26 protein-coding genes are annotated in these 22,409 nt (G+C 63.6%); 15 read left to right on the top strand and 11 right to left on the bottom strand.

What is annotated here, in order from left to right:
• Positions 1-17: 17 nt before the first annotated feature.
• The 3 genes from AC3A43_RS14450 to AC3A43_RS14460 are packed head-to-tail and all read right to left on the bottom strand — an operon-like array spanning position 18 to position 1,134.
• Positions 18-239, bottom strand: coding sequence for a helix-turn-helix transcriptional regulator (locus tag AC3A43_RS14450; protein ID WP_487793255.1), 222 nt, complete (start codon positions 237-239; stop codon positions 18-20).
• Positions 232-657, bottom strand: a complete 426-nt coding sequence (locus tag AC3A43_RS14455) for a hypothetical protein (RefSeq protein WP_487793256.1) — start codon at positions 655-657, stop codon at positions 232-234. The genes AC3A43_RS14450 and AC3A43_RS14455 overlap by 8 nt, the downstream gene beginning before the upstream one ends.
• A gap of 57 nt (positions 658-714) precedes the next feature.
• On the bottom strand, positions 715-1,134 hold the full coding sequence (locus AC3A43_RS14460; RefSeq protein WP_487793257.1) for a hypothetical protein: 420 nt from the start codon (positions 1,132-1,134) through the stop codon (positions 715-717).
• Positions 1,135-1,258: 124 nt separating this feature from the next.
• On the opposite strand from AC3A43_RS14460, the gene panB reads away from it, so the two are divergent.
• From panB to AC3A43_RS14490, 6 genes are all read left to right on the top strand, one after another.
• On the top strand, positions 1,259-2,122 hold the full coding sequence (gene panB / locus AC3A43_RS14465) for a 3-methyl-2-oxobutanoate hydroxymethyltransferase (RefSeq protein WP_487793258.1): 864 nt from the start codon (positions 1,259-1,261) through the stop codon (positions 2,120-2,122).
• Between the two features lie 115 nt (positions 2,123-2,237).
• Positions 2,238-3,044: a tetratricopeptide repeat protein gene (locus tag AC3A43_RS14470; protein WP_487793259.1), complete on the top strand. Its 807-nt coding sequence runs from the start codon at positions 2,238-2,240 to the stop codon at positions 3,042-3,044.
• A 1-nt stretch (position 3,045) separates the two neighbouring features.
• On the top strand, positions 3,046-4,380 hold the full coding sequence (locus AC3A43_RS14475; protein WP_487793260.1) for an outer membrane protein assembly factor BamB family protein: 1,335 nt from the start codon (positions 3,046-3,048) through the stop codon (positions 4,378-4,380).
• A gap of 69 nt (positions 4,381-4,449) precedes the next feature.
• Complete coding sequence (gene der / locus AC3A43_RS14480) at positions 4,450-5,838, top strand: ribosome biogenesis GTPase Der (RefSeq protein WP_487793261.1); 1,389 nt, start codon at positions 4,450-4,452, stop codon at positions 5,836-5,838.
• Positions 5,835-6,065, top strand: a complete 231-nt coding sequence (locus tag AC3A43_RS14485) for a sulfurtransferase TusA family protein (protein ID WP_487793262.1) — start codon at positions 5,835-5,837, stop codon at positions 6,063-6,065. Before der ends, AC3A43_RS14485 begins: the two co-directional genes overlap by 4 nt.
• Before the next feature lie 116 nt (positions 6,066-6,181).
• Positions 6,182-6,586, top strand: a complete 405-nt coding sequence (locus AC3A43_RS14490; protein ID WP_487793263.1) for an Hpt domain-containing protein — start codon at positions 6,182-6,184, stop codon at positions 6,584-6,586.
• On the opposite strand, the gene AC3A43_RS14495 is transcribed toward AC3A43_RS14490, so the two are convergent.
• The gene (locus AC3A43_RS14495; RefSeq protein ID WP_487793264.1) at positions 6,580-7,830 is read right to left on the bottom strand and encodes a DUF418 domain-containing protein; all 1,251 of its coding nucleotides are present in this window, start codon (positions 7,828-7,830) and stop codon (positions 6,580-6,582) included. The genes AC3A43_RS14490 and AC3A43_RS14495 overlap by 7 nt on opposite strands.
• A gap of 130 nt (positions 7,831-7,960) precedes the next feature.
• Here AC3A43_RS14495 and AC3A43_RS14500 point away from each other — a divergent pair, with 130 nt between their 5' ends.
• Positions 7,961-8,740 (top strand): Coq4 family protein, encoded by a 780-nt coding sequence (locus AC3A43_RS14500; protein ID WP_487793265.1) that lies wholly within the window; start codon positions 7,961-7,963, stop codon positions 8,738-8,740.
• A 136-nt stretch (positions 8,741-8,876) separates the two neighbouring features.
• On the opposite strand, the gene AC3A43_RS14505 is transcribed toward AC3A43_RS14500, so the two are convergent.
• Both AC3A43_RS14505 and purL read right to left on the bottom strand, forming a co-directional pair.
• The gene (locus AC3A43_RS14505; protein ID WP_487793266.1) at positions 8,877-9,617 is read right to left on the bottom strand and encodes a DUF72 domain-containing protein; all 741 of its coding nucleotides are present in this window, start codon (positions 9,615-9,617) and stop codon (positions 8,877-8,879) included.
• Positions 9,618-9,641: 24 nt separating this feature from the next.
• Entirely contained in the window at positions 9,642-11,897 is a 2,256-nt protein-coding gene (gene purL, locus AC3A43_RS14510; protein ID WP_487793267.1) for a phosphoribosylformylglycinamidine synthase subunit PurL, read from the bottom strand.
• Between the two features lie 148 nt (positions 11,898-12,045).
• On the opposite strand from purL, the gene AC3A43_RS14515 reads away from it, so the two are divergent.
• Positions 12,046-12,714, top strand: a complete 669-nt coding sequence (locus tag AC3A43_RS14515; RefSeq protein ID WP_487793268.1) for a transposase — start codon at positions 12,046-12,048, stop codon at positions 12,712-12,714.
• A 17-nt stretch (positions 12,715-12,731) separates the two neighbouring features.
• Here the strand turns inward: AC3A43_RS14515 and AC3A43_RS14520 are convergent, their stop codons facing one another.
• The 4 genes from AC3A43_RS14520 to AC3A43_RS14535 all read right to left on the bottom strand — a co-directional run bounded on the left by AC3A43_RS14520 (position 12,732) and on the right by AC3A43_RS14535 (position 14,579).
• Entirely contained in the window at positions 12,732-13,028 is a 297-nt protein-coding gene (locus AC3A43_RS14520) for a hypothetical protein (protein WP_487793269.1), read from the bottom strand.
• 131 nt (positions 13,029-13,159) lie between these two features.
• Positions 13,160-13,576, bottom strand: a complete 417-nt coding sequence (locus AC3A43_RS14525; RefSeq protein ID WP_487793270.1) for a DUF2177 family protein — start codon at positions 13,574-13,576, stop codon at positions 13,160-13,162.
• Positions 13,573-14,238 (bottom strand): hypothetical protein, encoded by a 666-nt coding sequence (locus AC3A43_RS14530; protein WP_487793271.1) that lies wholly within the window; start codon positions 14,236-14,238, stop codon positions 13,573-13,575. The genes AC3A43_RS14525 and AC3A43_RS14530 overlap by 4 nt, the downstream gene beginning before the upstream one ends.
• Positions 14,239-14,297: 59 nt before the next feature.
• Positions 14,298-14,579, bottom strand: a complete 282-nt coding sequence (locus AC3A43_RS14535; protein WP_487793272.1) for a TM2 domain-containing protein — start codon at positions 14,577-14,579, stop codon at positions 14,298-14,300.
• A 125-nt stretch (positions 14,580-14,704) separates the two neighbouring features.
• Here AC3A43_RS14535 and AC3A43_RS14540 point away from each other — a divergent pair, with 125 nt between their 5' ends.
• The 5 genes from AC3A43_RS14540 to queA all read left to right on the top strand — a co-directional run bounded on the left by AC3A43_RS14540 (position 14,705) and on the right by queA (position 18,361).
• On the top strand, positions 14,705-14,980 hold the full coding sequence (locus tag AC3A43_RS14540) for an exodeoxyribonuclease VII small subunit (RefSeq protein WP_487793273.1): 276 nt from the start codon (positions 14,705-14,707) through the stop codon (positions 14,978-14,980).
• Between the two features lie 6 nt (positions 14,981-14,986).
• The gene (locus AC3A43_RS14545) at positions 14,987-15,907 is read left to right on the top strand and encodes a polyprenyl synthetase family protein (RefSeq protein WP_487793274.1); all 921 of its coding nucleotides are present in this window, start codon (positions 14,987-14,989) and stop codon (positions 15,905-15,907) included.
• On the top strand, positions 15,907-16,413 hold the full coding sequence (gene coaD, locus AC3A43_RS14550) for a pantetheine-phosphate adenylyltransferase (protein ID WP_487793275.1): 507 nt from the start codon (positions 15,907-15,909) through the stop codon (positions 16,411-16,413). Before AC3A43_RS14545 ends, coaD begins: the two co-directional genes overlap by 1 nt.
• Positions 16,414-16,498: 85 nt before the next feature.
• Positions 16,499-17,305 (top strand): peptidylprolyl isomerase, encoded by an 807-nt coding sequence (locus tag AC3A43_RS14555; RefSeq protein WP_487793276.1) that lies wholly within the window; start codon positions 16,499-16,501, stop codon positions 17,303-17,305.
• A gap of 24 nt (positions 17,306-17,329) precedes the next feature.
• Positions 17,330-18,361, top strand: coding sequence for a tRNA preQ1(34) S-adenosylmethionine ribosyltransferase-isomerase QueA (gene queA, locus AC3A43_RS14560; protein ID WP_487793277.1), 1,032 nt, complete (start codon positions 17,330-17,332; stop codon positions 18,359-18,361).
• Positions 18,362-18,753: 392 nt separating this feature from the next.
• On the opposite strand, the gene AC3A43_RS14565 is transcribed toward queA, so the two are convergent.
• The gene (locus AC3A43_RS14565; protein ID WP_487793278.1) at positions 18,754-19,419 is read right to left on the bottom strand and encodes a helix-turn-helix domain-containing protein; all 666 of its coding nucleotides are present in this window, start codon (positions 19,417-19,419) and stop codon (positions 18,754-18,756) included.
• A gap of 222 nt (positions 19,420-19,641) precedes the next feature.
• Between AC3A43_RS14565 and AC3A43_RS14570 the strand changes: the two genes are divergently transcribed.
• Complete coding sequence (locus tag AC3A43_RS14570; RefSeq protein ID WP_487793279.1) at positions 19,642-21,831, top strand: putative bifunctional diguanylate cyclase/phosphodiesterase; 2,190 nt, start codon at positions 19,642-19,644, stop codon at positions 21,829-21,831.
• 61 nt (positions 21,832-21,892) lie between these two features.
• Positions 21,893-22,381, top strand: a complete 489-nt coding sequence (locus tag AC3A43_RS14575; RefSeq protein ID WP_487793280.1) for a hemerythrin domain-containing protein — start codon at positions 21,893-21,895, stop codon at positions 22,379-22,381.
• Positions 22,382-22,409 lie beyond the last annotated feature (28 nt).

The following is a 22,409-nucleotide window of genomic DNA, read 5'->3' on the forward strand; positions in this document are numbered from 1 at the left end:
CGCGCGGCCGCGCTGTCTCAATCCCCGGCGTCATCCCACTGGAACACCGTCTCAAGTGGCTTGTCGAAGACGCGCGCGATGCGAAACGCGACCTCCAGCGAAGGCGAATATTTGCCCTGCTCGATCGCGGCGATCGTTTGCCGGGTGACCCCGACGCGGTCGCCGAGGTCGCCCTGCGTCATCTCGCCGGCGAGGAAACGCAAAGTGCGGATGTCGTTGGTGAAAGGGGGCTTAGCCATGCCAGCCTCGGCGATAGCTCGTCACCATGACAAGCAGGCCGGCCAGTTCCGCCAGGACGATAGCGAACAGCGCGGTATTGACGATTTTGATCGGAAGATCGGAGAAGGGCATGACGACACCCACCAGGATCGTCCCGGCCATTAGCACATAATAGGATATCCTTGCACCGCGCGCGGCAATGGCGCGGTCGCGTTCGTCGATACGCGCGCGCGGCGATTCCCGGGCTTCGATCGCCAGATAGATATGTCCGATGATCACGATCACCGCCTGCGTCGCCGCGATGGGGCCGAAGAGCCACAGCATTGCAAAGAGTGAAGCGCCCGCGGGATGGCCCGCGATGGTCAGCCCGAAATAGAGCGTATAGGCCAGCACCATCGCAATCAGGATCAGCCAGCTCGTTTTTTCCCTGTAGGTCATCGTCGATCCCCGTGTCTTGGTCGGGTCCACGTCAGCCAGTGGCGCGGCGGGCGAAGCTTAGTGGTGGCGATAGAACCATATCTGCGAGCCAATCCTCAGCAGTTCGGACACCACCACCATGGCGAGCAGCAGATTGAGGAGGATGACCGGCTCGACGCCGGTAAAGAGCAGCCCGATGCACGCCCAGGTGCCCGTCACCATCGGGTAATAGGCCAGATGCGTACCGCGCCAGTGGATCATGCGGTCGCGCTCATCCTCGGCGATATCGACTTCGCGGCGGTTGCGGATCGCAATGATGGCGGTCGCCACCGACATTGCGACGATGATCCCGAGGGTGAGCGGGATCAGCATGCCGCCTGCTATCCACAGCGCAGCCGGACCCTTGGCATCGCTCCACGGGAAGGTCAGGAAATACCAGCCGAAGGCCAGCAGGATGGCGATGAAAGCCACCCAGTGCATTTTTTCGCGGAACGACATTGCCGACTCCATGTCATTGAACACGAACATCATGTTAAAAATATCAAACATTGAGTCAAGAAGAATTTACATCGGGCGTGTTCGACCTTTCGTTTGGGCCGCCGAAGGGCTAGACGCCGGCCCCATGTCCACACTGCCTAAAACGCTCACCTACGACACCTCGACCAGCCGCGCCAACCCGACGCCGCAGCCGATGAAACGCTTGACCGTGCCGCGCATTCGCCAGCGTAAAGGCGGCGAACCGATCGTCATGTTGACGGCTTATACGGTCCGGATGGCGCAGCTGCTCGACCCGCATTGCGACATGCTGCTCGTCGGCGATTCGCTGGCTCAGGTCATTTATGGTTTGCCGCACACCGTCGGCGTGACGATGGAGATGATGGCGCTGCACGGTGCAGCGGTAGTCCGCGGCAGCTATCATGCCGCGGTGATCGTCGACATGCCGTTCGGCAGCTATGAAGCCAGTCCGGAACAGGCGTTTCACAACGCTGCGCGGCTGCTCAAGGAAACCGGCGCTGCAGCGGTCAAGGTCGAGGGCGGCAAGGTGCTCGCGCCGACGATTGAATTCCTGACCCAGCGCGGCATTCCGGTGATGGGCCACGTCGGACTGACGCCGCAGGCGGTGAACATCCTCGGCGGCTATGGCGTACGCGGCAAGAGCGAGGAAGAAGCGCGCTCGATCGTCGAAGATGCTGTCGCCGTTGCGCAGGCCGGCGCCTTTTCAATCGTTATCGAGGGCGTGCTTGAATCGATCGCGATCGAAATCACGAACAAGGTCGATTGCCCGACGATCGGCATCGGCGCATCGGCGCAGTGCGATGGTCAGGTGCTGGTCACCGACGATATGCTCGGCATGTTCGACCGCGTCCCCAAATTTGTGAAACGTTATCAGGATATGGCGGGCGTCGTCAGCGGCGCGGTCAAGGACTATGCCGAAGAAGTCAGGTCCCGTTCATTCCCCACGGAGGATCAGACCTACGCAGGTTGAAGGTCCGGCAATACACGCAAAGTGAATCGCTTGGCCTTTTTCGGCGCCGTCGCTAAGGAAGCGGCCGGCGCGATGCTGAAAGCCCGGTGCCAATATTGAGTTTATGGAGGTTTGATTGGCCCTGAGCCCGACGAATGATGCCGCGCTGTTGCAGGAAGTCGACGAGGCCGTCCGCAAGGACCGGCTCGATACGATCATGCAGCGCTATGGCCGCTGGATCATCGCCGGCGTCCTCGCCGCGCTGCTCGCGTTCGGCGGCTATCTCTTCTGGAACCATCGTCAGGACGCCGCGCGCGGCGAGCAGGCCGAGGAGCTGATCGCGGCGTTCGAAAAGCTCGGCACCAACCAACCGCGCGCCGCGACAACCGACTTGCAGAAGCTCGCCGCCGAGGGCGATCCCGCCTATCGCGCGGTTGCGCAGATGCAGGAAGCGAACATCAAGGCGCAGGCCGGTGATCTGAAGGCGGCGGCTGCGTTGATGGCGAAGGTCGCGGCCGACAGCAAACTCGATCAGGCGCTGCGCGATCTCGCGCTGATCCGTCAGACGGCGTTCGAATATGACACGCTGAAGCCCGCCGTGGTGATCGCGCGGATGAAGCCGATGGTCGATGCGAAGGATCCGGCATCGAGCTGGTTCGCGAGCGCCGCCGAATTGTCGGCCACCGCGCATTATCAGCTTGGCCAATTCGACCAGGCGGGGGCGCTTTACGGCCGCATCGCCAAATTGCCCAATGTTTCGAAGTCGCTGCAATCGCGCTCGGTCCAGATGGCGGGAATGCTGGGTGTCGACGCGGTCGCGGATCGGGCGGCGGAAAGCGTCGATGCAGAGAAGACAAAGGCGGCACAAGGTGCCGCCGGGGACCAGAAAGGCAGTGCTGCGCCGAAGGCAGCGGCAGCCGAAAAGACTGAGGAAGCCCAATAATATGCGGAAAACGCGTTTCGGAATTTATGCGATGCTGCTCGCGCTGCCGCTGACGGCATGCGGCGTGCTCAAGGGCGATGGCGGGCCAAAGACCCCGACGATCGGCGATCGCGTGTCGATCCTGTCGAACGATAACAGTATCAAGGTCGATACCGCGACCGCAGCGATTGCGGTCGTGTTGCCCGAGCCTGCGGTCAATGCCGCATGGGCACAGTCGGGCGGTAACGCATCGAAATCGATGGGGCATCCGGCGCTCGCGGCGACGCGGACCAAGCTGTGGGAAGCCAATATCGCGGGCAGCACCAACAAACAACGGATCGCGGCCTCGCCGGTGGTCGCCGACAATCGCCTGTTCGTCGTCGACACCGACGCGATCGTCACCGCTTTCGCCGCCGACACGGGCGCGAAGCTGTGGAGCGCAGCCATCGGCAGCACGGGCAAGGACTTCAAGGATTCGCTGTTCGGCGGCGGCGCTGGGGTTGACGGCAATGTCGTTTACGCGACCAGCGGCGTCGGCGATGTCGCGGCGCTCAACGTCGCCGATGGATCGGTGATCTGGAAGGTGAAGCCGGCAGGGCCGCTACGCGGCGCGCCGACGATCGCCTTTGGCGGCGTCTATGTGATCAGCCAGGACAATCAGATTTTCGCGCTCAACGCTGCCAATGGCGCGGTGCAGTGGCAGGCGACGGCGTCGGCAGAGGCCGGCAGCGTGTTCGGCGCGGCGTCGCCCGCGGCGGGGCAGGGGACGATCGTCGCCGGCTTCTCGTCGGGCGAAGTTCAGGCCTACCGCTACGAGAATGGCCGCGACCTGTGGGAAGACGCGCTCGCGCGCACGTCGATGGCGCTGTCGGTATCGACGCTCACCGACGTCGATGCCGATCCGGTCGTTGATCGGGGCAGGGTTTTCGCGCTTGGCCAGGGTGGCCGCATGGCGAGCTATGAGCTCGTCACCGGGCAGCGAAGCTGGGAGATCTCGATTGCCGGTATCTCGACGCCTTATGTGGTGGGCGAGTGGGTCTATGCGATGACCGACGACGGCAAGCTGCTCTGCGTCGCGCGCGGAAACGGCAAGGTTCGCTGGTTGCAGCAACTCGCCCGCTTCCGGGTCGAAACCGAAAAGAAGAAGAAGGATCCGATCCGCTGGACCGGGCCGATCCTTGCGGGTGGCCGGTTGATTTCGGTCAACAGCGAGGGAATTTTGTCGGAATTTTCGCCGACAGACGGTTCTTTGCTGGGAACGACCGAGTTCAAATCGTCGTTGTCGCAGTCCCCGGTGGTTGCGAACAATATTTTGTACGTCCTCGCGGACGACGGGCAGATCACGGCCTGGCGCTAGGCCAATAAATAGGGACTGTCCCTATTTAATTTAAATAGGGACAGTCCCTATTTATTGAAGGAAAAACGGATGTCGCGATTCGCGACGATTGCCATTGTCGGCCGGCCTAATGTGGGCAAATCGACGCTGTTCAACCGGCTGGTCGGAAAGCGCCTCGCGCTTGTCGATGACCAGCCCGGGGTGACGCGCGACCGTCGCGAGGGCGACGGCCATCTGCTCGGGCTGGATTTCCGCATCGTCGATACCGCGGGTTTCGAGGATTATGATGCCGCGACCCTGCCCGGCCGGATGCGGGTGCAGACCGAAAAGGCCGTGCGCCAGGCCGATGCCGCGCTGTTCATGATTGACGGCCGCGCCGGGGTAACCCCGCTCGACGAGGAAATCGCGCGCTGGCTGCGCAGCGAGGACACGCCGATCATCCTCGTCGTCAACAAGGCCGAGGGCAAACAGGGCGAAAACGGCCTGATGGAATCCTATTCGCTCGGCTTCGACAATCCGATCGCGCTCAGCGCCGAGCATGGCGATGGTATCGTCGACCTGTTTGACGCGCTGCGCCCGATCGTCGACGGCTATGACGCTGCCGTGTTCGAAGCGGTGCTACCTTCGGTTGAGGGCGAGGAGGACGAAGACCCGCCGCTCGGCCCGATGAAGCTCGCGATCGTTGGCCGCCCCAACGCGGGCAAATCGACTTTGATCAACCGCATGATCGGCGAGGATCGCCTGATCACCGGGCCCGAAGCCGGGATCACGCGCGATTCGATCCGCGTCGACTGGCAGTGGGAAAAGGACGGCGAGGTCCACGAGATCCAGCTGTTCGACACTGCTGGCATGCGCAAGCGCGCCAAGGTGCAGGACAAGCTGGAAAAGCTGTCGGTCGCCGACGCGCTCCACGCGGTCGATTTCGCCGAGGTTGTCGTACTGTTGCTTGACGCGACAAAGGGCCTTGAGTCACAAGATCTGCACATCGCCGACCGGGTGCTGCAGGAAGGCCGCGCACTGGTTGTCGCGCTCAACAAATGGGATGTCGCCGACGAGCCATCGTCACTGTTCAACGGCGTCCGCGCCGCGCTCGAGGACGGGCTCAGCCAAGTTAAAGGCGTGCCGGTCCTCACCATTTCGGGGGCGACGGGCCGGGGAATCGACACGCTGGTCCGCGTTGCCTTCGAACAGCGCGCGATCTGGAACAATCGCGTTTCGACATCGGCACTGAACCGCTGGTTCGAACGCGCGGTCGATGCCAATCCCCCGCCGGCGCCGGGCGGCAAGCGGATCAAGCTGCGCTATATCACCCAGGCGCGGACGCGGCCGCCGACCTTTGTCGTTTTCGGCACCCGCACCGATTCGCTGCCCGGCAGCTATGAACGCTATCTCGTCAACGGCATGCGTAAGGAACTGGGTTTTCAGGGCGTGCCGGTGCGCCTTAACTTCCGCAATTCGCGCAATCCCTATGACGAATGACGATATTTAACACCGCGGGCGCGCTCGTCGTCGATGCCCGCGGAATGCGCTGCCCATGGCCCGCGCTGCGGTTGGCGCGCGCGATGCGCGATGCCCCGGATGTGTATCTGATCGCGGACGATCCGCAGGCGGGGCGTGAGGTCGCGGCGCTTGCAGGCGAGCATGGCTGGACGGTGGTGTCCGATGGAACGCCGACCGGCGAAGGGCGATGGCGCATCCGCCGCTGACCCAAAACGGAGCGCCTTTCTTTGCAAGGGTGCTGACACCGTAACGTCTTTTTTACCGAACTTGGGCATGGATCGGTTGGGACCACGGCCGAATTTGAACACCAAGGGACGAAACATTGGACGAAATCCTGGTCGATTGGGATGAATTTCGCGCGACGCGTACCCAGCTGGGGGCGGCGTTTGTGCGGATTCTCGGCTATTTTCGCGAAGACGGCACCAAGTCGGTGGCGGCGATCGAGGAAGCCATGCGCGCGCGCGACGCGCGCGGCCTCGTCATGCCCGCGCACACGCTAAAGAGCGAAGCGCGCCAGTTCGGCGGGGAAAAGCTCGGCGCGTTGGCCGAAGATATCGAGGTCTTCGCGCGGCACTGCGTCGAAAGCCAGATCAGTCCCGAGGAATATCTGCCGCGCGTCGTTGGACTGCGCCCGCTGTTCGAGGAAACGCTGGCTGCGCTGGAGCGAGAAGCCAATCCGCTCGTCCAGCGCCGCGCAGGCGGCCTCGACCGCGCTGTGGGTTACTGAGCCGCAGCCTTCCGCATCGGTTGCAGCGCTCCGCGTGCGAGGCTGCGCCACAGCCATTCGAGTGGTCCATAGCGAAAGCGTTCGAGCCACGGCTTTGACCACAGCAGCATGGCGGCCCACATCCCGGCGCAGAAGAGATAGAGCGTCCAGCGACCAATTTCGCCGAACAGTCCAGTCCCATAGCCGTAGAAAATCGTCGTCATCACGATGCTGGTGCCGAGATAGTTGGAGAAGGCCGCCCGGCCCGTCGCGGCGATGCGGGCGATCCACGCGCTATCGCTGGCGCGCCGGATCAGCAGCACGAGCAGCGCGGCATAGGCGATGGTCATCATCAGCCGCCCGGGACCCGCCCACGCCATGAAGGCATTAACCCCGACGAGATAATCGAACCCCGACCGCCACTGAAGCCAGCCGACCAGCAGCGTCAGGAACAGGCCGGGCGGCAGCCAGCGCCGTGCCGTCCGCCTATAATCGCCCGATGTCCACCCACCGGTCAGGAAGCCATTGCGGAACAGGGCCATGCCCAACATCATCAGCGGTAGCGTTTCGAGCATCATCATCAGCACGCCGATGAACGGATTCGCGGCGCTGCCCAGGCGTTCGTCGAGGATGGGCAGATAGCGACCGCGATAGAGTTCGAGTTCCTCGGTCACTTCGTCATCGATCTTGGCATATTCGGCGCGGAGTTCGCGTCCGGTCTCGGCCATTGGCGACGCGGGATTGTCGGCGGCGCCGGCGACGACGAGTTGCGCGCCGAAAAACAGCGATGTCAGGAGAATGCCGAGGGTGAAAAGGCCGAGCGCCCATTTGATCAGCCGGCGCGGCTCCCAGCCGCGAAAATTAAACGCGATGCAGCCGACAGCGGCATAGAGGAAGAGGATGTCGCCCCACCAGATGAAGAAATAATGGCAAAGCCCAAAGATCGCGAGCCACGCCATGCGGCGATAATGAACCGATCCGGGATTTTGTCCCGACGCTTCGGCGCGGTCGACGATCAGGAGCAGGCTCGCGCCGAACAGGATCGAGAACAGCCCGCGCATCTTGCCGTCGAACAGCATAAAGCCCAGCGCCCACGCAGCGATGTCGGAAGGTGTTTCGCCGCCATAGGCTTTCGGGGAGACATAGGCCATTTCGGGCATTGCGAAGGCGACGATGTTCATCGCCAAAATGCCCATGACCGCGAAGCCGCGCAGCGCATCGAGGGTGATGAGGCGTTCGGTCGCAACTTCTCTATCTTCGCGCACATCGATCCCCTGCTGTATTATGAAGATATAACGGTGGGGACCCCGTGCGGTCCAGCGATTAAGTCATTATTGACATCTATGTCAGTAGTGGTAAATCACCATCATCAAACTGATTCGCAAGAGACCAGCCATGACCCCCACGATCTTTTCTCATCCCGACCGCCAGCCGCAGCGGTTCCGCCCGTTCAAGGCGTTCCAGCACTTCCGCAAGCTGATCGCGGACAAGGAAGACACCGAACAGGTGTTCCACATCTTCGAGAATTTGCCGCGCAAGGGCTTCATGGACGACGCGCGCGCTTTCGTCGAAAGCGATTTCGGCCGGAAGCTGATGGAACGCGAACCCTATCTGCCCGACCTGCTCGACGATCACAGCTGGATCGATGAACTGCCCGAAGGCAGTGTCGGCCACGCCTATGTCACCTTCATGCGCCGCGAAGGCCTGTCGGCCGCCGGCCTTGTCGCCGAGGCCGACAAGATGGGCCGTCCGAAGTTCGACGACCAGGTGCAATGGTATTCGAACCGTCTGCGCGACACGCACGACCTGTTCCATATCCTGACCGGCTATGGCCGCGACGCGCTGGGCGAACAGTGCGTGCTCGGCTTCACCTATGGCCAGACGGGCAATTACGGCAATGCGTTTATTGCCTATGCCGGCGGCTATGAAGTGAAGCGCAGCATCAAGAGCGATGCGCCGGTGATGGGCGCGATCCGCCAGGGCCAGCGCAACGGCAAGGCTTCGAAAGCCATCATCGAGCAGGACATCCGCTCGCTGCTCGCCGAACCGCTCGAAGCCGCACGCGCGCGGCTGGGGATCGGCGAGCCGACGCTGTATCACGAAGCGCATCGGGCATATCGCAACCGCGGGATCGATCCGTACAACTTCCTCGCAGCAAAGGCTGCGATGGCCTGATCCAAAGATCCTCCCTGCGCCGTAGGCGTGGGGAGGGGGACCGTCCGCGCAGCGGACGGTGGAGGGGACGCGTTGTAGCCCCTCCGTCAGCGCTTCGCGCTGCCACCTCCCCATGGCTTCGCCACAGGGAGGATCGTCATTCCGCCAGCTTCGCGATCAGCGCTTGCGCCGCCGCCGGGTTGCGGACCTTTGCGCCGGATATGAAGAAGATATAGACGTCGCGGTCACCCTTGGCCCAGTCGCGGGCGCGGTTGGCCCAAGCGTCCAGCGCCTTGTCGTCATAGCCGGTTTCGACATCCTCCTGGCTGCGCTGAAGCCGCGCATAGGTGAAGTCGGCGGTCTGTTCGTCGATGCACGGAAATTCGTCGCTGTCGGCGAAGACGATCGCCATGTTCCGTTCGCGCACCATGTCGATGAACGCCGGGTCGCGGAAGCTTTCGTCGCGAACCTCGATCGCGTGGCGCAGCGGCACACCGTCCTGCGTGTCGGGCAGCAGGTCGAGGAAGCCGGCGAAATCGTCAGGCACGAATTTCTTTGTTGCCATGAACTGCCAGTGGATCGGGCCGAGCCGGTCGCCGAGCCGCGTGAGCCCCTGCGTCAGGAATTTCTCGATCGATCCGGCGCCCTCGGCCAGAACCTTGCGATTGGTGGTGAAACGTGACGCCTTGACGCTGAATTTGAACCCGTCGGGGACCGATGCGGCCCAGTTGGCGAAGGTTTCGGGTTTCTGGCTGCCATAATAGGTGCCGTTGATCTCGATCCCGGTCAGATGCTGGCCGGCAAATTCGAGCTCGCGCTTTTGCGCGAGACCGGCGGGGTAGAAGGGGCCGCGCCACGGTTCGAAGGTCCATCCTCCGACTCCGATATGGATGCTCATCGGCCCCTCTCTTTCACAAAGACGTCAGGCGAGTGCCGCGTCGGCTCCCATCAGCTTCGGGAAGAAACCCTCATGCGCTTCGCGCAGTTCGGCGAGCGTCACCTGATGGTCGCTGCCCTCCAGTTCGAAGACGATGCGGTCTTTGATCGTGCGGCCGACCGGATCGACCGGCACGTCGGCGCGGCCAGCGGCGTCGAGGAAGTCGGCGAGGCAGGTGTCGCAGACGGTGACCAGATACAGCCCCTGATCCTCGCCGAAGAAGCTCTCGGCGACGCCGAAGGGCTGTTCTTCGCTGACCAGCACGCCGATGTTCGATTTGAGCGCCATTTCGGCAAGCGTCACCGCCATGCCGCCGTCCGACACGTCGTGGCAGGCGGTGATCCAGCCGGCATTGATCGCATGGCGGATGAAGTCGCCCGTCCGCTTTTCGCAGCGCAGGTTGACCTCGGGCGGCGGCCCTTCTTCGCGGCCCAATATTTCGCGCAGCCAGATCGACTGGCCGAGATGGCCGGCGCGTTCGCCGACCGCGAGAACGATGTCGCCGGTGCGCTTGAAGCCGATGCCGACCGCGCGGTTCCAATCCTCGATCACGCCGACGCCGCCGATTGCGGGGGTGGGCAGGATCGCGCTGCCGCCGCCGGTCGCCTTGCTCTCGTTATAGAGGCTGACGTTGCCCGACACGATCGGATAGTCGAGTGCGATGCACGCTTGCGCCATGCCGTCGAGGCAGCCGACGATCTGGCCCATGATTTCGGGGCGCTGCGGGTTGGCGAAGTTCAGGCAGTTGGTGATCGCGAGCGGCGTCGCGCCGACCGCGCTGATGTTGCGCCAGGTTTCGGCGACCGCCTGCTTGCCGCCCTCGACGGGGTCGGCGTAGCAATAGCGCGGGGTGCAGTCGGTCGACATCGCGAGCGCGCGGTTGGTGCCGTGGATGCGGACGAGTGCGGCATCGCCGCCGGTCTGCACCGTATCGGCGCCGACCTGGCTGTCATATTGTTCCCAGATCCAGCGGCGCGAAGCGATGTCGGGGGTGCCCATCAAGGTCTTGAGGTCGGCCGCGACGTCCGTCGTCTCGGGGACGTTGGTCAGCGCGGGCTGCTTCGGCGTCGGGACGTGCGGGCGGTCGTAGAGCGGCGCATCGTCGGCGAGCGGCGCGAGCGGGATGTCGCAGACGATCTCGCCATGATGCTCGAGGACCATGCGGCCGGTGTCGGTGACGGTGCCGATGACCGCGAAATCGAGTTCCCATTTGTGGAAGATCGCGGCGGCGAAATCCTCGCGGCCCGGCTTCAGCACCATCAGCATGCGTTCCTGCGATTCGGACAGCATCATCTCATAGGCGGTCATGCCGGTTTCGCGCTGCGGCACATCGTCCATCTTGAGGTGGAGGCCGACGCCGCCCTTCGATGCCATTTCGACCGACGAGCTGGTGAGGCCCGCGGCGCCCATGTCCTGAATCGCGACGATCGCGTCCGATGCCATCAGTTCGAGGCACGCCTCGATCAGCAATTTTTCGGTGAAGGGATCGCCGACCTGCACCGTCGGGCGCTTTTCCTCGGCATCTTCGCCGAAGTCCGCCGACGCCATGGTCGCGCCGTGGATGCCGTCGCGGCCGGTCTTGGATCCGACATAGACGATCGGATTGCCGACGCCGCTGGCGGCCGAATAGAAGATCTTGTCCTGTTCGGCGATGCCGACGGTCATCGCGTTGACGAGGATGTTGCCGTCATACGCCTTGTGGAAATTGACCTCGCCGCCAACCGTGGGGACGCCCACGCAATTGCCGTAACCGCCGATGCCGTGGACGACGCCCGAGATGAGGTGCTTCATCTTCGGATGGTCGGGGCGGCCGAAGCGGAGCGCGTTGAGGTTTGCGACGGGGCGCGCTCCCATCGTGAAGACGTCGCGCAAAATGCCGCCGACCCCGGTCGCCGCGCCCTGATAGGGCTCGATATACGACGGGTGGTTGTGGCTCTCCATCTTGAAGATCGCCGCCAGCTTCTTGCCGTCGGGTCCTTCGCCGATGTCGATAACGCCGGCATTTTCGCCGGGGCCGCAGATCACCCACGGCGCTTCGGTCGGCAATTTCTTGAGATGCAGGCGCGAGCTTTTATAGCTGCAATGCTCGGACCACATGACCGAGAAGATGCCGAGTTCGACAAGGTTTGGCTCGCGCCCGAGCGCGGCGAGGACGCGCTCATATTCTTCCGGCGACAGGCCGTGGTCGGCGACGACCTGGGGGGTGATGACGGAGGCGGGCGCGGTTGCGGTCTGAGTCATGGCGCGCCTTTAGCCGCACACGCGCAAACCGAACAGGCTCAATAAATAGGGACAGTCCCTATTTAATTTATCGACGGTCTTGCGTGTCGGGGCGTCGCACGCAATAAATAGGGACAGTCCCTATTTAATTTGCCAATTTGGAGGGCCCATGCCGCGTGCGTCCCGCATCGTGATCCCCGGCGTCCCGCATCATGTGGTGCAACGGGGCAACCGCAAGCAGCCGATTTTCTTCTCGGACGCCGACCGGAATCGCTACGTCGACTGGCTCGCCGAGGGATGCCAGCGCTATGCGACGACGTGCCTTGCCTGGTGCCTGATGGACAATCATGTTCACCTCATCCTTGTTCCATCGACAACCGATGGATTGCGCGGGCCGATTGCGAGCGCCGCGACCCGGCTGTCGCAGCGGATCAACCTGATGCAGGAGACGAGCGGCCACCTCTTTCAGGGGCGCTACGCCAGCTATGCCATGGACGAGGCGCACCTGATGGTCGCGCTGCGCTATGTCGAAAACAACCCGGTGAAGGCGGGGCTGGTCAAAACGGCCGAGCAATGGACATGGTCGAGCGCGGCGGCGCATGTGGCGCGGCGCCCTGACCGGCTGGTGAGCGGGAAAGAATTTGCCGATACCGTGTCGAACTGGCGCGCGATGCTGGCGAGCGGACTGGAAGCCGCCGATGAGGAGGCGGAGGCGATCGAACAGGCGTTGCTGTCGGGCCGGCCGCGCGCGGTTCCGGCGTGGCTGGCTGCGCAGTCCGAATATATCGGCGACCGCGCCGTTCCAGGACGGCGCGGTCGTCCGTTTAAAATTAAATAGGGACTGTCCCTATTTAATTAGCGCGAGGCGAGGGTCGCGACGGGCTTTGTCAGCGGTTCGACATCGCGCAGCGCGAAGCTGACCTGCTGCGAACCGACGGTACCGCGGACGCGGTTCGCACCGACGCGGAGCGTGAACGGCTTGCCGGTGCGTTCCTCGATGCCGCTGATGACGCGGGTGTCGCCCACCTTGGTCACGGTGTAGCTGTAGGTCGCACCCTCATATTCGAACCGGCTGGTCGGCGCTTCCTGCGCCAGCGCGATCGACGGCGCGAGCGCGAGCAGGCCGAGGGCGGGGAGAATGATTTTTTTCATGATGCAAGTCCTTGTCGGTTGAACAAAACTTGCCTTCGAGCCCCTCTCTTCTTGTGCGGTGCAACATGAATGGCGGCGCGGGTGTCAGCAATTGCAAAAAACGGAATCGCGATTGTGCCGGGTGAAGCGGGTCAGTTGCTGCGGGGCAGCAATGTCAGGACCAGCCATGCTGCTGCGCCTGCGGCAAAACCCGTTGCCACGGTGCCCCAGGCGATGTCGAGCAAAGTGACCCTGGCCGACCAGATCTTCATCGTGGCGTGATTGGTGAGGTCGTAGGTCATATAACAGAAGAAGCCGAACAGCGCCCCCCACTGCGCCGCGACCTGCCATTTTCCCGCTGCCAGGGCCGGTGCGATGGCGAAAATCTGGATACCGAGCATGTAAAGCGCATAGAAAATGAGCGCGGGGGCGGGGCGCCATCCGTCCATCAGGAGCGCCCCGATCTCGGGCCGATAAACTTTGGTGACCATATATTGCAGCCACAGCGCGTCGAGGATTCCAAAGATGATCGCGGTCGCGACATAACTGGCAACAAGTTGAGGATTCATGGGAAAGCCTTGGCGGTGCGAACGTGGCGACCGGCGCCCGCCCAAGCGGCCGTTCCCGCAAGCAACGCGTAGGCGAAGAGCATCGTTGCGGGGACCGCGAGCGAATAGACGGGCTCTTTCGGGCCGAACCAGTCAACCGCCTGCGCCAAAGCCAGCAACGCGGCAAGCACCCACAGCCGAAGGTTGCCCGTCGGTGCCCGGGTACGGCGCAAATAATAGAGAAGGGCTCCGCCGATCATCAGGGTCTCGAGCGGCATCGCGATCAGCGGATGGTTCCACAAGCCAAAGCCGAGCTTCGGCGGCGCGCCATAGAGGGTGAGATCGGGGATGTGCACCAGCACATCGATGAACCAGTGCGAGACGACGACCAGCGCGGCGCCGATCGCGGCTTCGCTGCGCCTTGTCGCGAACCACAGCAGCGCGCCGAAAATCGTCGCCCAGATGAGGGCGCCGAGCAGGCTGTGGGTATAGGGCATGTGGTGGAGGTCCATCGGGTTCATCGCCGTGATGCCGGGGACGATCCGCATCGCCTCGACACCCGGGATCAGCAGCGCGGCGAACCCGATATCGACGAGCTGCGCCGCGACGAACAGCGTTCCGAGCCCCGCCGCGCGGGGGCGGGTCGCGGCGATCAGCGCCGGGGCGAAATGGCCGATGAACATGGAGGCAAATCTATCGTCGGGCGCGCGGGGGTCAATGCCCCCGAATCACCCCGAGACGGTCATTCCATGAAGGGAATCAATATCCCGTCGATCAACACCCATATCGCGAGGGCGCCGAGTATGAAGAGCGTCAGGTTGGGACTGATGAAGACGATGACTATCTGGGCAAGAACGATGCCGAGCTGGACGAATCCGGTCGTCAGGCGATCCATATAGAAGCGATGGAGGCCGAGCATTCCGAAGAAGAACCACAGGAGATAGGCGACCACGAGCGACTTGTGGCGCGTCTTTTGAAACCGGATATTCGAGAACTGCGTCAGATCGCCGTGATATGTCGTCATGGAAACCGCCCCCCTTCGCCGCCGCCTTTTACGACGATAGCCTTAAAAAATTGTCAGCGCCGGGCCTGCCGTTCCGTCGGACGTCATACTTGACCGCGAGGGGGCGAAAGGGCCAAAGCAGGGACATGACGGACACCCCCGATACCGCCGCCCAAGCCGATAGCGGCCCCGCCATCGCGTCGCTGTCATTCGAGGCCGCGATGGGCGAGCTCGAAACGATCGTACGGCGGCTCGAAAGCGGCGATGTCAGCCTTGAGGAATCGGTGACGCTCTATGAACGCGGCCACGCGCTGCGCGGGCATTGCGAGGCGCGGCTCGCGGCGGCGCAGGCGCGGATCGAACAGGTCAGCCTGGGCGCCGACGGACGGCCGACGGGAACCACTCCCTTCGGCGAAAGCTGAGGCGTCATGGCATCGGTAGACAGTGAAATTTCGCGCGGTACGCAATTGCTCCTCAGCGTCCAGGCCGAGGTGGCGCTGGGGATCGACCGGCTATTCGACCAGTTTCTGCCCGTTCCGGCCGACCCGCGTGGGCCGCTGTATGAAGCGATGCGTCACGCCGCGATCGCGGGGGGCAAGCGGCTGCGCCCGCTGCTCGTCCGCGCGGCGGGCGACCTGTTCCACGTCGAGCGCGCACTGACCCTGCGCGTCGGCGCGGCGGTCGAGGCAATGCACGTCTATTCGCTGATCCACGATGATCTGCCGTGCATGGACGACGACGATATCCGCCGCGGCAAGCCGACGGTGCACAAGGCGTTTGACGAGGCGACCGCGGTGCTCGCGGGCGATTCGCTGCACGCGCTGGCGTTCGAATGGCTGTGCGACCCGGCGACGAGCAGCGATCCGTTCGTGCGCGGCGAGCTGTGCTGCGAACTCGCGCGCGCGTCGGGGCCCGCGGGCATGGCGGGCGGACAGATGATGGACCTTGCCGCCGAAACGTCGAATTTCGATCTGCCGACGGTGACGCGGCTTCAGCAATTGAAGACCGGGGCGCTGATCGCCTTTTCGGTCGAGGCCGGCGCGATCCTTGCGCGCATCCCGCCCGAGGGGCGCACGCCGCTGCGCGGCTACGCGCGCGACATCGGGCTGGCGTTCCAGATCGCCGACGACATCATGGATGTCGAGGGTGACGAAGCGCTGGCGGGCAAGGCACTGCACAAGGACGAGGCGGCGGGCAAGGCGACCTTCGTCACGCTGATGGGGCTGGAACGCGCGCGCGAACAGGCGACCGCGCTCGTCGAACAGGCGATCGGGCATTTATCGGGCTTTGGGGAAGAGGCAACGCTGTTGCGCGCGATCGCGCGCTATGTCGTGGAAAGGGACCGTTGATGCGGGTGGGGGTTTATCCGGGGACGTTCGATCCGATCACGCTCGGGCATATGGACATCATCCGGCGCGGCGCATCGCTGGTCGACCGGCTGGTGATCGGGGTGACGACCAACATCACCAAATCGCCAATGTTCGACGACGACGAGCGTATCGCGATGGTGAAGGCCGAGGTCGCGAGCATCGACGGCGATATCCGCGTCGTCGGTTTCAATTCGCTGCTGATGGACTTTGCCGAGCGCGAGGGCGCGAACATGATCGTCCGCGGGCTGCGCGCGGTCGCCGATTTCGAATATGAATATCAGATGGCGGGGATGAACCAGCAGCTGAACGACCGGATCGAAACGGTGTTCCTGATGGCTGACGTCGGGCTTCAGCCGATCGCGTCGCGGCTGGTCAAGGAAATCGCGATCTTTGGCGGCGACATCCACAAATTCGTGACGCCTTCGGTCCGCGATGCCGTGGTGGCGCGCATCGCCGAACGCGGCCTTTTGCAGGGCGATCGCTGATACCGATCATTGAGCGTTCAGCTTTTTCCAGCTACGGCGCGCCATCGGGGCGCAAATCCAGTTATTATCCAAAGGCCGATCCAGCATGACATTTTCCTTCCGCCCCTTGGTTCTTACGGCGATGGCGTTCGGTCTCGCGGCTTCGGCCATAGCGCAAGAGGCGCCGCCCGCGCCTTCGCCCAACCCCGAGCAGACCCAGCCGGCGCCGCCGGTGGAAACCCCGGCCCCGGCCCCGGCGCCTGTGGAAGCGCCGCCCGCGGCATCTGCCGCGGTTGAAGGAACGCCCGCGACCGAAGTCCCCGCGGTCCCCGCGATGACCCCCGACCAATATATCAATAACCCCGAATATATGCTCAACATCGACCTTTCGACGGGCGGCCGGGTCGTGATCCAGCTCTATCCCAATGTCGCCCCGAACCATGTCGAACGGCTGAAGCAGCTGACGCGTGCGGGTTTCTATGACGGGATCAAATTCCACCGCGTGATCGACGGCTTCATGGCGCAGACGGGGGACCCGACCGCGACCGGGCAGGGCGGTTCGCAGCTTCCCGATATCAAGGCCGAATTCAACGTGACCCCGCATCTGCGCGGCACGCTGTCGATGGCGCGCGCCGAGAGCGAGGACAGCGCGAACAGCCAGTTCTTCATCATGCTGCAACCGCGCTTCTCGCTCGACCGCCGCTACACCGCGTTCGGCCGCGTCATTTCGGGCATGCAATATGTCGATGCGATTCAGAAGGGCGAGCCGCCCGCGGTGATGTCGCGCATGGTCCAGGTGTCGGTCGCGGCCGACAACAAGCCGATGCCGCCGCCATCGGCGCTGGTCGAGGCGGCCCCCCCGGCCGCGCCCGCGGTGACGGTTGACGAGCTTAACGCTCCGATCCGCCAGTAATTCCGGGGAGGCGCGCGAACCCCCATGCGCGTCGACGCCTTCGATTTCGACCTGCCGAACGAGCGCATTGCGCTGCGCCCCGCGCGGCCGCGCGACGCGGCGCGGATGCTCGTCGTCAATGGCGGCAAGATGATCGACGCGGGCGTCAGCGACCTGCCGCAATGGCTGCGCGCGGGCGACTGCCTTGTCTTCAACGACACACGCGTGATTCCCGCGCAGCTCGAAGGACGGCGCGGGGAGGCAAGGATCGGCGCCACCTTGCACAAGCGGATCGACCTGCGCCGCTGGCAGGCGTTCGTCCGCAACGCCAAGCGGCTGCGCGTGGGCGAGACGGTCGATTTCGGCGCCGGGGTCGCGGCGCTGGCCGAGGAGCGGCTGGCCGACGGCAGCTTCATCCTCACCTTTGCCGGCGACGAGCCGGTCGAAATCCTGCTCGAGCGCGCCGGCACGATGCCGCTGCCGCCCTATATCGCGGGCAAGCGCGCGACCGACGACGACGACCGCGCCGATTATCAGACGATGTTCGCGCGCGAAGACGGTGCGGTTGCGGCGCCGACCGCCGCGTTGCATTTTACGCCGGCCCTTCTCGAAGCGCTGGCGGCGGCGGGTATCGCGTCCGAAACGCTGACCCTGCATGTCGGCGCCGGGACATTCCTGCCGGTCAAGGCCGACGATACCGAAGACCATGTCATGCACGCCGAATGGGGGCGGATCGACGCCGATACCGCGGCGCGGCTCAACGCTGTGCGCGCCGGTGGCGGCCGTGTCATCGCGGTCGGGACAACCAGCCTGCGTGTGCTCGAAAGCGCGGCGCAGGACGATGGCATCATCGCGCCCTTCGCCGGCGACACCGCGATTTTTATTACGCCGGGCTATCGGTTCAAGGCGATCGACGGGCTGATGACCAATTTCCACCTGCCGCGATCAACCCTGTTCATGCTGGTCAGCGCGCTGATGGGATTGGAGACGATGCAGGCGGCGTATCGGCATGCGATTGAAGGGGATTACCGCTTCTATAGCTATGGCGATGCGAGCCTGTTGTTGCCGGAACCGTAAGGCGAGAATCCCCCTCGATAGACGGGCGGGGCGGGGCGGTCGTAGCATCAGCGGCGGATGCAGCTGTGCTTGCAACGTCTGTAATCGACCAAAAGCGGACATTGATCCTCCCTGTGCCGCAGGCATGGGGAGGTGGCAGCGCGAAGCGCTGACGGAGGGGCGAATGGCGCGAGGTCGCGGCCCCTCCACCCCTCGCTTCGCGAGCGGTCCCCCTCCCCATCGCTTCGCGACAGCGAGGATATTATCCTCCTCGTCACCCCGGACCCGATCCGGAGTCGATGACTTCAGCGCTGCAGCGGGTCCCGGGTCGAGCCCGGATAACGAACGTGCGGGGATGCCTGCTTTCAGCCCCAAAGCGGACGTGGGCTGCCGATTTGGCCGCAATCCTTCGCCTATATCTCGATGGTGAATTTGACGTTGCTCGGGCTGACTCCGGCGGCCCTGGCGATTTGCGCCTTTGCCTTTGCGACCAGATCGTTCAGATTCCCGGCCTCGTCAAAGCCGTGCAGTTCGGAAATTTCGACCCCGAGGGCGACTGACAGGGCCTCCATCCGGCCCGCTTTTGGCCGGGCCTTGTCGAGTTCCCATGCCGAAATCGACGGCTCGCTGACCCCCAGCCGGCCCGCAAGCTGTCCCTGAGTCCATTCCTTTGCCGCGCGCAGCCGTTGCAGACGGACGCCGAAGCTTTCGGTGGCCGGGACCGGCCCGTCGTTGGGGGCGTGCGCATCGGGCCCCACCACACTTTTCAACTGCGCGGCGCTGAGCGTTGCTGGCGAGATCGGCATTTCGAACTGGCATCCGGCGAGACCGCCGCTGGTCCAGATCACTTTCGTCGCGGTTTTGCCGCTGTGCGGCAAATTGACCTCGATTACCTCGCCGATTTCGAGCGGCGCCCGGCTTTCGACGAGCATGCCGGTGGCTGAAATATTGTGAACGAAAGCCTCGATTTCGGAGCCCGCCGCCTTTGATCCGTGGAGCGGAAGCCGCAATTGCCGACGCGACGCACGCCCATTTGCCGTCGATCGCGGGACGTCGTTCAGATATACGGTCATTGCCATGCGCGCTTCCATCGCGAGCCCTATATTAACATCGGGCTTCGGCGAAAGGTTAATGGGACAGGCCGCCCGAAAGTCACGAAGACCGAAGGGGATCTGGCGCGCGCAATGCGCACAACGCCCTCAAATGGAATGGTTTCCGGAAAACCCTTAGACATTTACACTATCGCAATCCCTTGCCTGCATAGCGAATGGGGTGTGGGGATCAGATAAAGAGTTTGTTTGATGGACGTGCCATCGCGGATGGATTTCGGCGACAGGGGGGAGGGCGACGTCGATGAGGGCCAGCGGGGCTTTTTCGGCCTGCTCGGTTCCCGGATCGGCAAACAGCGGGGCGATGCCGCGGCGAACCTGCACACCCACGAAGCGCTGTTGCTCCTTCAAAATTATGAGCAAAGCGGCCTTGGCTGGTTCTGGTCGACCGATGCCAGGGGACGGCTGACCTATATCACCGATTCGGTAGCGCAATTGATGGGCCGGACGACGGGTTCGCTGCTCGGGACCGCCTTTACCGACCTGTTCCTGCCCGTCGACAGCCATGGCGAACGGCAGCGGACGCTGCCCTTCCTGCTGACCAGACAATCGAAATTCGACGCCTTGCCGCTGCGCAGCGCATTCGAAGGCGACGACCGCTGGTGGGCGATATCGGGCCGGCCGCAGATCGATGCCGGCGGCAAGTTTACTGGCTATCGCGGCAGCGGCACCGATATCACCGCGCAGCGCCGATCGGCCGAGGATGCCTCGCGGCTCGCGCTCTATGACTCGCTGACCGGGCTTGCGAACCGCTTCAACATTTCGAAGAAGCTCGATTCCACCCTCGCCGCCTTTGCGCAGCAACAACGCTCGTGCGCGATCATGCTGCTCGATCTCGACCGCTTCAAACAGGTCAACGACACGCTGGGCCATCCGGCGGGCGATGCGCTGCTGAAACAGGTTGCCGAACGGCTGCTCAAGATCGTCGGCGACCGCGAGATGGTCAGCCGTCTCGGCGGCGACGAATTCCAGATCATCCTTCCCGACATCGAGGATCGCGGCAAGCTGGGCGATATGGCGGCCGACATCATCGCCAGCCTGTCGCAACCCTATTCGGTCGAGGGCAGTCGCTGCATCATCGGTGTATCGGTCGGCGTCGCGATCGCGCCGTTCGACGGCCTGAGCAGCGACGACCTTGTCCGCAACGCCGATCTCGCGCTTTACGCTGCCAAGGGCAATGGTCGCGGACGCTTTGCTTTCTATTCAAGCGATCTGCACCAGGCGGCCGAGCAGCGCCGCGCGCTGGAGGACGATCTGCGCGACGCGCTGGTGCGCGGCGAAATCGAACTTGGTTATCAGCCGGTCGTCCATGCCAGGTCGAACATGGTGACGGGGGTCGAGGCGCTGGTCCGCTGGACCCACCGCGAGCGCGGCGCGATTTCGCCCGCGGTGTTCATCCCGATCGCCGAGGAAACCAATCTGATCTGGGAACTTGGCGAGTGGGTGCTGCGCAAGGCGTGCGAGGACGCCGCAAGCTGGCCGGGTGACATGCGGGTCGCGGTCAATGTCTCGCCGATCCAGTTCGCGAATCAGGAGCTGCCGAAAATCGTCGCGCAGGCGCTCGCCGCGACCGGCCTTGCCCCCGACCGGCTGGAGCTGGAGATCACCGAAAGCGTGTTCCTCGGCGATACGGCCGAAACCGCGCTGATGTTCAAGGCGTTGAAAGATCTGGGCGTGCGTCTGGCGCTCGACGATTTCGGCACCGGCTATTCTTCGCTCGCCTATCTGCAATCTGCGCCGTTCGACAAGATCAAGATCGACCAGAGTTTCGTCCGCGACGCGACCATACCGGGGTCGCGCAACGGGGCGATCATCGCGGCGATCGTCGCGCTCGCCGAAGCGCTCGAGATGGAAACGACCGCCGAAGGCATCGAATCGCTCGATCAGCTCGAACTGATCCGCAAGCTCAACGTCAGCCATGTTCAGGGCTATATCTATAGCAAGGCCGTGCCGCAGGCGGAATTGCTCGAGCATGCGGAGGGGGCGTGGACGATCAAGCCTGCGGGGCCCGCGCGCCAGCGCAACGACCGGTTCTCCCTGTTCCGCAAGGTCGGCGCGATCCACGACAACCACCGCTATGCCGTCGTCATCCGCAATCTGTCGACAACCGGCGCGTTTATCGAGGGTCTGCTGGATGTCCCCGTGGGAACGCGTTTCGTCATCGATTTCGGCGAAGGCCAGCTGGCCACCGCGACGGTTCGCCGGTCGATGAAGCATCAGCAGGGCGTCGAATTCGAACAGACGATGGTCAGCGACGGCAATGGCGGACTGTGCACGCGCCACCGCGTCTCGCCCTATCTGATCGCCGCGGCGGCCCAGTCGACGGTTTCGGCACTGGCATTGCCGTCCTTCACGACGACGAATGACTGGAAGGCGGCATAAGGCCGGAACCGCCGCTTCACTGAGCCGTTTGATCTTCGACCGCCAACGGACGGAGAGACAGATGACCGAGACCAAAATCTTTGCGCGACTGAAGGCCGATCATGATCGCCATCGCAAATTGCTCGACCAGATCGACGACACGCACGGCGACAGTCCCGATCGCGAAAAACTGTTCGAGGCGTTCCGTATCGAAGTGACCGCGCACGCGGCGTCCGAGGAAATGTCGCTCTACGCGACGATGCTCGGCAAGCCCGATTTGCGCGAGGATGCGCAGCACAGCGTTTCCGAACATAAGGAAATCGACGAGCTGTTGACCGAGCTTTACGAGATGGATTTCGCGTCGACCGGCTGGCTGACGCGGTTCCGGACGATGAAGCATCGTTACCTCCACCATATCGACGAGGAGGAAGAAGAGATGTTCCCCGAGGCCGAGGAGGGTCTGTCGGAGGCAAAGAAAAAGGAACTTGTGGCGATCTTCGAGAAGGAAAAGCCGAAGGAAAAGGCCAAGGCGGCGGCCGACGAGCCGTCGAGCGAGGATGAGAAGGAGTAAGGGCGGGTCGGTCAAACTCGACTTTGTG

The sequence above is a fragment of the Sphingopyxis sp. Soil_C_28 genome, assembly GCF_057657055.1.

What these genes read in the sequence shown, in the direction of transcription:
- AC3A43_RS14450 (WP_487793255.1), bottom strand. Translation starts at nt 239, where the DNA reads ATGGCTAAGCCCCCTTTCACCAACGACATCCGCACTTTGCGTTTCCTC.
- AC3A43_RS14455 (WP_487793256.1), bottom strand. Translation starts at nt 657, where the DNA reads ATGACCTACAGGGAAAAAACGAGCTGGCTGATCCTGATTGCGATGGTG.
- AC3A43_RS14460 (WP_487793257.1), bottom strand. Translation starts at nt 1,134, where the DNA reads ATGTCGTTCCGCGAAAAAATGCACTGGGTGGCTTTCATCGCCATCCTG.
- panB (WP_487793258.1), top strand. Translation starts at nt 1,259, where the DNA reads ATGTCCACACTGCCTAAAACGCTCACCTACGACACCTCGACCAGCCGC.
- AC3A43_RS14475 (WP_487793260.1), top strand. Translation starts at nt 3,046, where the DNA reads ATGCGGAAAACGCGTTTCGGAATTTATGCGATGCTGCTCGCGCTGCCG.
- der (WP_487793261.1), top strand. Translation starts at nt 4,450, where the DNA reads ATGTCGCGATTCGCGACGATTGCCATTGTCGGCCGGCCTAATGTGGGC.
- AC3A43_RS14485 (WP_487793262.1), top strand. Translation starts at nt 5,835, where the DNA reads ATGACGATATTTAACACCGCGGGCGCGCTCGTCGTCGATGCCCGCGGA.
- AC3A43_RS14500 (WP_487793265.1), top strand. Translation starts at nt 7,961, where the DNA reads ATGACCCCCACGATCTTTTCTCATCCCGACCGCCAGCCGCAGCGGTTC.
- AC3A43_RS14505 (WP_487793266.1), bottom strand. Translation starts at nt 9,617, where the DNA reads ATGAGCATCCATATCGGAGTCGGAGGATGGACCTTCGAACCGTGGCGC.
- purL (WP_487793267.1), bottom strand. Translation starts at nt 11,897, where the DNA reads ATGACTCAGACCGCAACCGCGCCCGCCTCCGTCATCACCCCCCAGGTC.
- AC3A43_RS14515 (WP_487793268.1), top strand. Translation starts at nt 12,046, where the DNA reads ATGCCGCGTGCGTCCCGCATCGTGATCCCCGGCGTCCCGCATCATGTG.
- AC3A43_RS14520 (WP_487793269.1), bottom strand. Translation starts at nt 13,028, where the DNA reads ATGAAAAAAATCATTCTCCCCGCCCTCGGCCTGCTCGCGCTCGCGCCG.
- AC3A43_RS14525 (WP_487793270.1), bottom strand. Translation starts at nt 13,576, where the DNA reads ATGAATCCTCAACTTGTTGCCAGTTATGTCGCGACCGCGATCATCTTT.
- AC3A43_RS14530 (WP_487793271.1), bottom strand. Translation starts at nt 14,238, where the DNA reads ATGTTCATCGGCCATTTCGCCCCGGCGCTGATCGCCGCGACCCGCCCC.
- AC3A43_RS14535 (WP_487793272.1), bottom strand. Translation starts at nt 14,579, where the DNA reads ATGACGACATATCACGGCGATCTGACGCAGTTCTCGAATATCCGGTTT.
- AC3A43_RS14540 (WP_487793273.1), top strand. Translation starts at nt 14,705, where the DNA reads ATGACGGACACCCCCGATACCGCCGCCCAAGCCGATAGCGGCCCCGCC.
- AC3A43_RS14545 (WP_487793274.1), top strand. Translation starts at nt 14,987, where the DNA reads ATGGCATCGGTAGACAGTGAAATTTCGCGCGGTACGCAATTGCTCCTC.
- coaD (WP_487793275.1), top strand. Translation starts at nt 15,907, where the DNA reads ATGCGGGTGGGGGTTTATCCGGGGACGTTCGATCCGATCACGCTCGGG.
- AC3A43_RS14555 (WP_487793276.1), top strand. Translation starts at nt 16,499, where the DNA reads ATGACATTTTCCTTCCGCCCCTTGGTTCTTACGGCGATGGCGTTCGGT.
- queA (WP_487793277.1), top strand. Translation starts at nt 17,330, where the DNA reads ATGCGCGTCGACGCCTTCGATTTCGACCTGCCGAACGAGCGCATTGCG.
- AC3A43_RS14565 (WP_487793278.1), bottom strand. Translation starts at nt 19,419, where the DNA reads ATGGCAATGACCGTATATCTGAACGACGTCCCGCGATCGACGGCAAAT.
- AC3A43_RS14570 (WP_487793279.1), top strand. Translation starts at nt 19,642, where the DNA reads ATGGACGTGCCATCGCGGATGGATTTCGGCGACAGGGGGGAGGGCGAC.
- AC3A43_RS14575 (WP_487793280.1), top strand. Translation starts at nt 21,893, where the DNA reads ATGACCGAGACCAAAATCTTTGCGCGACTGAAGGCCGATCATGATCGC.